Below are 7,223 nucleotides of genomic sequence, written 5' to 3'. Positions count from 1 at the left end.
CGCTACGACAAGACCGCCCTGTCCTTCGCCAGCTTCCTCAATCTCGCTGCCATCCGCAGGTGGTTGCCGCACTTTGTCAACGCAACCTAGATCGTCGCCTAGGTTGTCCGGACGCTCGGTGTTTCGCTCGTGCACGTGAGGCGCGGGACTCCGGTCGATCCTCAAGCTTAGCAGTTCCGGTCGACTGTAATGGCCGCGCGAATCCATGACCCGCTTGCGGAAATCGATCAGGGCGAAGTCCAGATCCGCAATGACTTCGCCTTCGCCTGAGGTGATGGGCTCACCGATAATCCGGCCCTCGGGGTCAACGATAGCCGTGAAACAGCCACCGGAAATAGGCCCGATCGCGCAGCCGGTATCACTCATGATCCGGGCTTGTTGATCCGGGTCGAGCCAGGCGGTCGCGTTGACGACGAAGCAGGCGGACTCGAGGGCGTGCTGGCGGATACTGACTTCCATCTGATCGGCGAAGAGTGGCCCGGCAAAAGAGCCGGGGTACATCGCGGAATGAATTTGCTCGCCGTCCGCGATCAGCGCATAGCGTGCCAGCGGGAGATAATGCTCCCAGCAGGCCAACTGACCAATCCGACCGACCGCGGTGTCGACGGCGCGAAGCCCCGACCCGTCGCCTTGTCCCCAGATCAACTTTTCATGATAGGTCGGGGTGATCTTGCGGCGCCGTTGGACGAGCGTTCCATTGGCATCGAACAGCAATTGGGTGTTGTAGAGCGTGCGACCGTCACGTTCGTTGGCGCCGATCGAGACCACCATGTTCGCTTCCTTGGCGGCCTGCGCGATCGCGTCCGTCTCCGCCGAGGGTATGACCAGCGCTTCATCGATCAGGCATTGATGCTCCTTGCCCATCTTCATATCGAACGCCGACTGGACGAAGCAGAAATAGGGATAATAGGGGATAATGGTCTCGGGGAAGGTCGCGAACTGGACACCATTTTCTCCCAGTTCACGAATCTTCCTGACGATTTTTTCGATCGTCCCCGCCCGGCTGTAGAGAACCGGACTGATCTGGACAGCCGCTGCTTTCACGATCGTCATTCTGTGTCCTTTGATATCTCGGCGCCCACCGGCTTCATTCGGTAAGCGCGTGGGAGGCGGGTTCCTCAGGCCAGCGAGGCGAAGTGCTCGCGAATGGCGCGTCCGGTTTCGCGCTGCGCCAATGCCGTCGCGTCCGGGCCAGCCGCAGTTCCTTCGATCGAAAAGAAGCGCATGTCCTGCAGGCCGATGATGCCGAGAACCGCCCTTAGGTATGGTGTGAGGAAGTCAGGCTGGCGGGTGCGCGTGCCGGAAATCCTGCCGCCCGACGATACCCCGACGAAGACGGGCCGATCGTGCAGCAACGGGATCTTGCCGTCCCGACTCACATCGAAGGTGCGGCGCACGCGGACGACGTGATCCAGCCAAGCCTTCAGGGTCGAAGGTACGGTGAAATTGTGCACTGGCGTACCGATGACGAGATAGTCCGCACTCTCCAGCTCGCGGATCAGTTCCTCGGACCGGATCATCGATCCCTCTTGGGAGACGTCCTCCGCCAACGCCTGGGACAAGGCATAATCGCCATCGACGTGCTGAAGAGCATTGCCGCCGATCACGCGTTCCACCACTTGCGTCATCGGCTCGCGCTCGAGCAGGCAATCGACGATGATGCGTGACAATTTGGAGCTCTCGCCAGCGCGCCCGCGAGGGCTGCAGGTGAGGTACAGAATTTGCTTCACTTGTCCGTCTTCCGGTTTTTCAGGAGCGTGTTGCATGGCTTCTGAATGACGGAGATATGGCCGATGCCCAAGGGCCATGAATGACATCAATGATTGGGCCATGATTTCGATTGTCCCTGTTCCCGGCTATGATCGGCCCATGACCCGTCCCGATCTTCGCGATTTCCCGCCGCTCGATTCGACGGCGGCCGAGCCCTTCTATCGGCAGATCTACGACCGGGTCCGCGCAGCTATTGCCGCTGAGGCCCTCAAACCCGGAGACCGGATTCCATCGGCGCGCGCACTCGCGACTGAACTCGGACTGGCCCGCGGCACCGTCGAGACAGCCTATTCGTTGCTCGCGGCGGAGGGATATATCCTTCCGCGCGGTCAGGCCGGAACGGTGGTGGCGCCGGGCATAAAGCCGCATGCTCCTCTTGCCGCGCCGCCACCAAGACCGATCGGTGACCCGACCAGCTACCGCCCCGATTCCATCCTTCCCTTCCAGATGGGACTGCCCGCGCTCGATGTCTTTCCCCGGAAACTCTGGGCTCGCCTCGGCGCGCGTTGCGTTCGCGCGATGCAGCCCATCGATATGGTCCACCCACCAGTGCATGGCAGTTGGGCGCTGCGGTCGGAGATCGCCGCCTATCTGCAGGTCTCGCGCGGGATCCGTTGCGGTCCCTCGCAGATCTTCGTCACCTCTGGTTATCGTGCCTCGCTGGAACTGATCTCCCACGCTTTGCTGACGTCGGGCGATCGCGTCTGGGTTGAGGATCCGGGCTTCCCGCCCACTCGCGAACTGCTCGGCCATCTCGGCATATCAGCCGAGCCCGTGGCCGTGGATGACGAGGGCATGATGGTCGAGACGGCGATCGCGCGCGCGTCGCATGCCCGGGCGGCAGTCGTCACGCCGGCGCATCAAAGCCCGTTGAGCATGTCGCTTTCGCTTTCCCGCCGGATGGCGTTGCTCGACTGGGCGACGCGGACCGAGAGCTGGATCATCGAAGACGATTATGACGGCGAGTATCGCTATGTCAGCCGCCCGCTGCCGGCGCTGAAGAGCCTCGATCGTGATGGCCGCGTGCTCTACGCGGGCACCTTCAGCAAGGTTCTTTTCCCCAGCCTTCGCCTTGCCTATCTCGTAGTGCCGGAAGCACTGGTTGAACGGTTCGAGAAGATCGTCACCGCCTTTGCCGGCGGGAGTCCGGCGCTCACCCAGGCGATCGTCACGGCTTTCATGCAGGAAGGCCATTTCGCGCGGCACATCCAGCGCATGCGCCGGCTCTATTCCGAGCGGAAACGCGCAACCGTGGCGGGGGTCGAAGCTGTACTCGGTGAGCATGTCCGGATCGATGCCCAGCCAGGAGGAATGCACCTGGTGTTGCGGCTGCGGGCGAGCATCTCCGACCGCGAACTGGTCACGCGGATGCGCGAAGCCGGCCTTTATGCCGAGGCGCTGTCGGACTGGACCATGGGAGCGCGTGACGCCGCCGGATTGTTGCTCAACTTCACCAACGTGACCTCTCGCGAAGTCGCCGAGAAACTCGCCGTCCAGATCAGGGAACTCCTGTGATCCAGGAGTCACGATCATGGCCCAGACAATAAGCCCGTTCATGGCCCTCCCTCACTAGGCCAAGGTCGCGCAAGATGCAGGCATTCCAATCAATGGAGAATGCATCATGAGCAACCGCATCGACTACGCCAAGGTTTCGCCCGACGGCTACAAGGCCTTTGGCGGCGTCTACGTTACCCTCCAGAAAGGCAGCCTGCCGAAGGATCTGATCGACCTTGTCTATCTCCGCGTATCACAGATCAATGGCTGCGCCTTCTGCATCGACATGCACACGCGCGACTTGATCAAATCGGGCCTCGCCGTGGAAAAGCTGGTGCTGTTGTCGGTCTGGCATGACGCGGGCACGCTGTTCAGCCCGCGCGAGCGCGCCGCCCTCGCCTGGGCTGAAAGCGTGACCCGAGTCTCCGAGACGGGCGTGCCCGACGCCGACTACGCAGCGGCGACCGCTGCGTTCAGCGATATCGAGCTTGCCGACCTGACCTATGCAATCGGGCTGATGAACGCGTTCAACCGTTTTGGCATCGCGTTCCGCTCGACCCCGGTCACTACGCAGCAAGCCTGAAACAACCAACTGCAGCCGGCTCGCCATCGCGGGCTGGCTGTCCATCACACCCACTCCCTTGCCCGCCGAATGCGCCGGGCCTGGAAGGAAACACACCATGGCATGGGAACTTGTTGGCATTGCCGGCATCCTCGAAATCGTCTTCGCGCTGTGCACGAAGGCATCCGAAGGCTTCACCCGGCCGATGCCTTCGTTGCTGACGGTCGCGGCCGGCGTGTCGAGCGTCATTCTTCTCTCCCTGGCGCTTCGAACGCTGCCCGTCGGGACCGGATACGCCGTGTGGACCGGGATAGGCGCTGCTGGCACCGCCGTTCTGGGCATCATCCTGCTTGGAGATACCGCTTCGCCGGCCCGTATTTTCTGCCTGGTCCTGATCTTCGCTGGGGTGATTGGTCTCAAACTCGTCACGCCAAGCGGAGTCTAGTTGTCAGCTGAGATAGTTGCTCCCTCGCCCCAGTTGCGAGGGTATCGCGGCGGCCGGAGCCTTCGTCCCTCCGGCATGGATGCCGGTTTCGCACCGCGCTCTACGGCTTCGCTTTCCGCCAGAGCCCCCTCCGGATTCAGGCCTGACGGTGACGATCATCGCTGCGAAGATGGCAAGAGGGTTTGGTCTGCCTAATCCAACGAAGGATCCAGTGTCCGTTTTCCAGGGGCTTTCGCGTAAAGCCTGCCTGTCCGATTATGGCCCAATTCACGTCCCCTGCGACGCAGGTGGGGTAAGAGCTGGATGAGGGGCGGCCTTGGCGGAGCTGTTCTTCTGGCGTGGTCCCCCTGCTCATATCCGGTCGGATAACGGCAGCGAATTCATCGCTGGCGAGGTCCGGAAATGGCTCGGTAAGATCGGCGTGAAGACGCTCTATATCACGCCGGGCTCACCCTGGGAGAACGGCTATAACGAGAGCTTCAACGGCTCTCTTCGCGACGAGCTGCCGAACGGCGAGTCTTCTACAGCCTCGCCAAGGCCAGGGTGCTGATCGAAGCCTGGCGGCGCCATTACAATACCGTGCGCCCTCACAGCAGCCTCGGTTACCGCCCGCCGGCCCCGGAAACGGCGACATCGCCATGGCCGGCCTCCGGTTCCGCTTCGCTCCACCTCCGCCCGGCCATGGCGAAGGAGGCGATCATGCACTAACAATCAAGCCGGTCCACCCCGTGGGGGCCGCTCAAGCCCGTTCAGAAATTCCTCCTCGTCATTCTCGAATTTCATCATATTTTCTGCTCGGCGAATGAGCCGCCATGAGCGAATATTCGCACAAATATCTATATTCACTGTCCAGCGAATAACGATCGGGTTCTCGACTCGATCGGTCTGAGCGACTGCCGGCCTTGAGGTGCCGATCCATGCAACCTCTGGCCCGGCGCTCCGAACAGGAGGTTCGTCGTCATCGTCGGCGCGAGCGTCTCGACGGACTCCGATCGGCAGCGGAAAAGGCATGTCGTCCGTCGAGCTCAACCCACGCGATGCGAACAGGAGATCGTGATGCGTCCGATACCCTACAAGACTGCCCTTATCGTCGGTGCCGGCCCCGGCATCAGCGCGTCGGTCGCACGCGCCTTCGCCGCCGAGGGGATCAAAATCGGTCTGTCGTCCCGCAACACGGACAAGCTCGAGCCGCTCGCCAGCGACATCGGCGCCTTCCGGTTCGCCGCAGACGCGACCGATCCGGCGAGCGTTGCAACCCTGTTCGACGAAGCCGAGGCTGAACTGGGACCCGTTGACATCGTGCTCTACAACGCCGTCGCCCGCGTCGCCGGACCGCTCGCCGATCTCGACGCGGCCGATGTCGAACGGGTCATCAAGACCTCGACCTTCGCCGCTTTCCTCGTTGTTCAGCAGGCCGCCCGGCGCATGGTTCCCCGCAAGTCGGGCGCCATCCTGCTGATCGGAGCGTCGGCGAGCGTCAAAGGCTATCCGCGCTCGGCGCCCTTCGCGATGGGCATGTTCGGACGCCGCGGTCTTGCCGAAAGTGCGGCCCGCGAACTCCATCCCCAGGGCATTCACGTCGCCCACTTCGTGATCGATGGCGCCGTTCGCGGCACCTATCGGGAGGATCCCGACAGGCCCGACAGCCTGCTCGACCCGGACGCGATCGCTCAAAGCTATGTGGACGTGCTCCGACAGCCCCGCAACGCTTGGTCCTGGGAGATCGCGCTGCGTCCCTGGAGCGAGAATTTCTGAGGAGCCGCGATCCCGTTCGGTGCCGGATGCCGGGCGAGTCTCGCTCCGTGATGGAGGGGCTCTTCTTCTGCGCGTGTCGAAACTCGGCCTGTTCCAGAGCGAGCCGAGGCCTGCGGTGGGGTGCATGACCACCGCCTCAGGCCTTGGGCGTCAGCGAGCCGGAACCCTTGGGGTCTGGATCTTCGTGCGGGTGCCGACCGGGACCAGCTTCCAGGCGTTGCCCTGAAAGTCGACGTGCGAGGTGCCCGCGCAGCTCGTACCGGCACCGGCCTTGCAGTCATTCTTGCCGGCGAGCGACACGCCATAGCACTTCTCCATCTTCGCGGCCTGGGCATGGCTCGCGGTGGACGCGCCCATCGCGAGCGAGGACAGAAGCGCGCCCTTGGTGGCCGTGGTCATCATAGTCCCTTGGCCACTTTCGGGGATCGGCGGAGGTATGCACCGGCTCTCGGGGAGGGAGGACAGGAGAGCCGGTGCCCGGCAACCAGGGCCGAGGGGTAGTCGGCGGCTGGTCACAACTGGAGATAAGGAAGCGCGGATCGTAGCCGGCGCAAACGCTAAGCCACTGGTACGAACTCTCGGTCGGTCAGGCAGCGAGCGCGAGCGAGGTCCGGGCGAGATCGCGCAGCACGGTTGCCTCGAGATCCTTCTCGGCCAGTCGCGAATGCAGGATGTCGCCGATGCTGATCACGCCGACCAGCTCGGCACCGTCGAATACCGGCAGATGGCGGGCACGTTGAACGGTCATGATCTTCATCATGTCGCTGACCGGGCTGAGCGGCGATGCGACGATCGACACGTCTGCCATTGCCTGACGCACTTCGTGGGCGAGCGAATAAAGACCGTGCCGCGAGGCGTAGCCAACGACGTCGCGCTCCGAAAGCATGCCGAGCAGGCGGCCATCGTCGGCTGTCACCAACAACATGCCGACATTTTGCCGCGCGAGCTGCTCGCTCGCTTTCTGGAGGGAGGCGGTTGCGGAAACGGTAATCAGACGGGGCGTCGTCTTGGCCTTCAGGATGTCCCGTACAAGCATGTCGAGTTCCTTTCAGTATCTTCAGAGCCTGATGCTCTTGAGGCCTGATCTACGGGCTTCACCTCTTGCTGTCAATCGGCGTCCAAAAGGGACCCCCTATAGGCGTCGAAAAGGGACCCCTTTGAGAGGCGAGTGGCGGTTGTCCCGGTAGTCCATAGGAG

General features: G+C 62.8%; 7 protein-coding genes and 2 pseudogenes. 5 read left to right on the top strand and 4 right to left on the bottom strand.

Annotated features, from left to right (window positions below):
* Both FHS98_RS18540 and FHS98_RS18535 read right to left on the bottom strand, forming a co-directional pair.
* On the bottom strand, positions 1-1,053 hold a 1,053-nt coding region (locus tag FHS98_RS18540; RefSeq protein ID WP_167108936.1), incomplete at its 3' end, for a nitrilase-related carbon-nitrogen hydrolase.
* A gap of 65 nt (positions 1,054-1,118) precedes the next feature.
* The gene (locus FHS98_RS18535; protein WP_167108933.1) at positions 1,119-1,766 is read right to left on the bottom strand and encodes an FMN-dependent NADH-azoreductase; all 648 of its coding nucleotides are present in this window, start codon (positions 1,764-1,766) and stop codon (positions 1,119-1,121) included.
* A gap of 40 nt (positions 1,767-1,806) precedes the next feature.
* Between FHS98_RS18535 and pdxR the strand changes: the two genes are divergently transcribed.
* The 5 genes and pseudogenes from pdxR to FHS98_RS18505 all read left to right on the top strand — a co-directional run bounded on the left by pdxR (position 1,807) and on the right by FHS98_RS18505 (position 6,026).
* Positions 1,807-3,285: a MocR-like pyridoxine biosynthesis transcription factor PdxR gene (gene pdxR, locus FHS98_RS18530; RefSeq protein WP_208402386.1), complete on the top strand. Its 1,479-nt coding sequence runs from the start codon at positions 1,807-1,809 to the stop codon at positions 3,283-3,285.
* A 106-nt stretch (positions 3,286-3,391) separates the two neighbouring features.
* Positions 3,392-3,847: a carboxymuconolactone decarboxylase family protein gene (locus FHS98_RS18525; RefSeq protein WP_167108930.1), complete on the top strand. Its 456-nt coding sequence runs from the start codon at positions 3,392-3,394 to the stop codon at positions 3,845-3,847.
* Between the two features lie 97 nt (positions 3,848-3,944).
* Positions 3,945-4,271, top strand: a complete 327-nt coding sequence (locus FHS98_RS18520) for a DMT family transporter (RefSeq protein ID WP_167108927.1) — start codon at positions 3,945-3,947, stop codon at positions 4,269-4,271.
* Positions 4,272-4,584: 313 nt separating this feature from the next.
* A pseudogene (locus FHS98_RS18715) lies at positions 4,585-4,979 on the top strand (integrase core domain-containing protein); the annotation flags it as partial.
* A 348-nt stretch (positions 4,980-5,327) separates the two neighbouring features.
* Positions 5,328-6,026, top strand: coding sequence for an SDR family NAD(P)-dependent oxidoreductase (locus FHS98_RS18505; protein ID WP_167108924.1), 699 nt, complete (start codon positions 5,328-5,330; stop codon positions 6,024-6,026).
* 136 nt (positions 6,027-6,162) lie between these two features.
* Here the strand turns inward: FHS98_RS18505 and FHS98_RS18500 are convergent.
* Positions 6,163-6,428 (bottom strand): annotated as a pseudogene (locus FHS98_RS18500) (BufA1 family periplasmic bufferin-type metallophore).
* Positions 6,429-6,612: 184 nt separating this feature from the next.
* Entirely contained in the window at positions 6,613-7,062 is a 450-nt protein-coding gene (locus tag FHS98_RS18495) for a CBS domain-containing protein (protein ID WP_167108921.1), read from the bottom strand.
* Positions 7,063-7,223: the final 161 nt, after the last annotated feature.

Origin of the sequence: Sphingomonas oligoaromativorans (genome assembly GCF_011762195.1) — a bacterium.
GTDB classification, from domain to species: Bacteria; Pseudomonadota; Alphaproteobacteria; order Sphingomonadales; family Sphingomonadaceae; genus Solisphingomonas; species Solisphingomonas oligoaromativorans.
This window is presented reverse-complemented; position numbering and strand designations above follow the sequence as displayed.

Bases quoted from the DNA above. Each gene is read 5' to 3' on its own strand.
- FHS98_RS18535 (WP_167108933.1), bottom strand. From the start codon at position 1,766: ATGCAACACGCTCCTGAAAAACCGGAAGACGGACAAGTGAAGCAAATT.
- pdxR (WP_208402386.1), top strand. From the start codon at position 1,807: ATGAATGACATCAATGATTGGGCCATGATTTCGATTGTCCCTGTTCCC.
- FHS98_RS18525 (WP_167108930.1), top strand. From the start codon at position 3,392: ATGAGCAACCGCATCGACTACGCCAAGGTTTCGCCCGACGGCTACAAG.
- FHS98_RS18520 (WP_167108927.1), top strand. From the start codon at position 3,945: ATGGCATGGGAACTTGTTGGCATTGCCGGCATCCTCGAAATCGTCTTC.
- FHS98_RS18505 (WP_167108924.1), top strand. From the start codon at position 5,328: ATGCGTCCGATACCCTACAAGACTGCCCTTATCGTCGGTGCCGGCCCC.
- FHS98_RS18495 (WP_167108921.1), bottom strand. From the start codon at position 7,062: ATGCTTGTACGGGACATCCTGAAGGCCAAGACGACGCCCCGTCTGATT.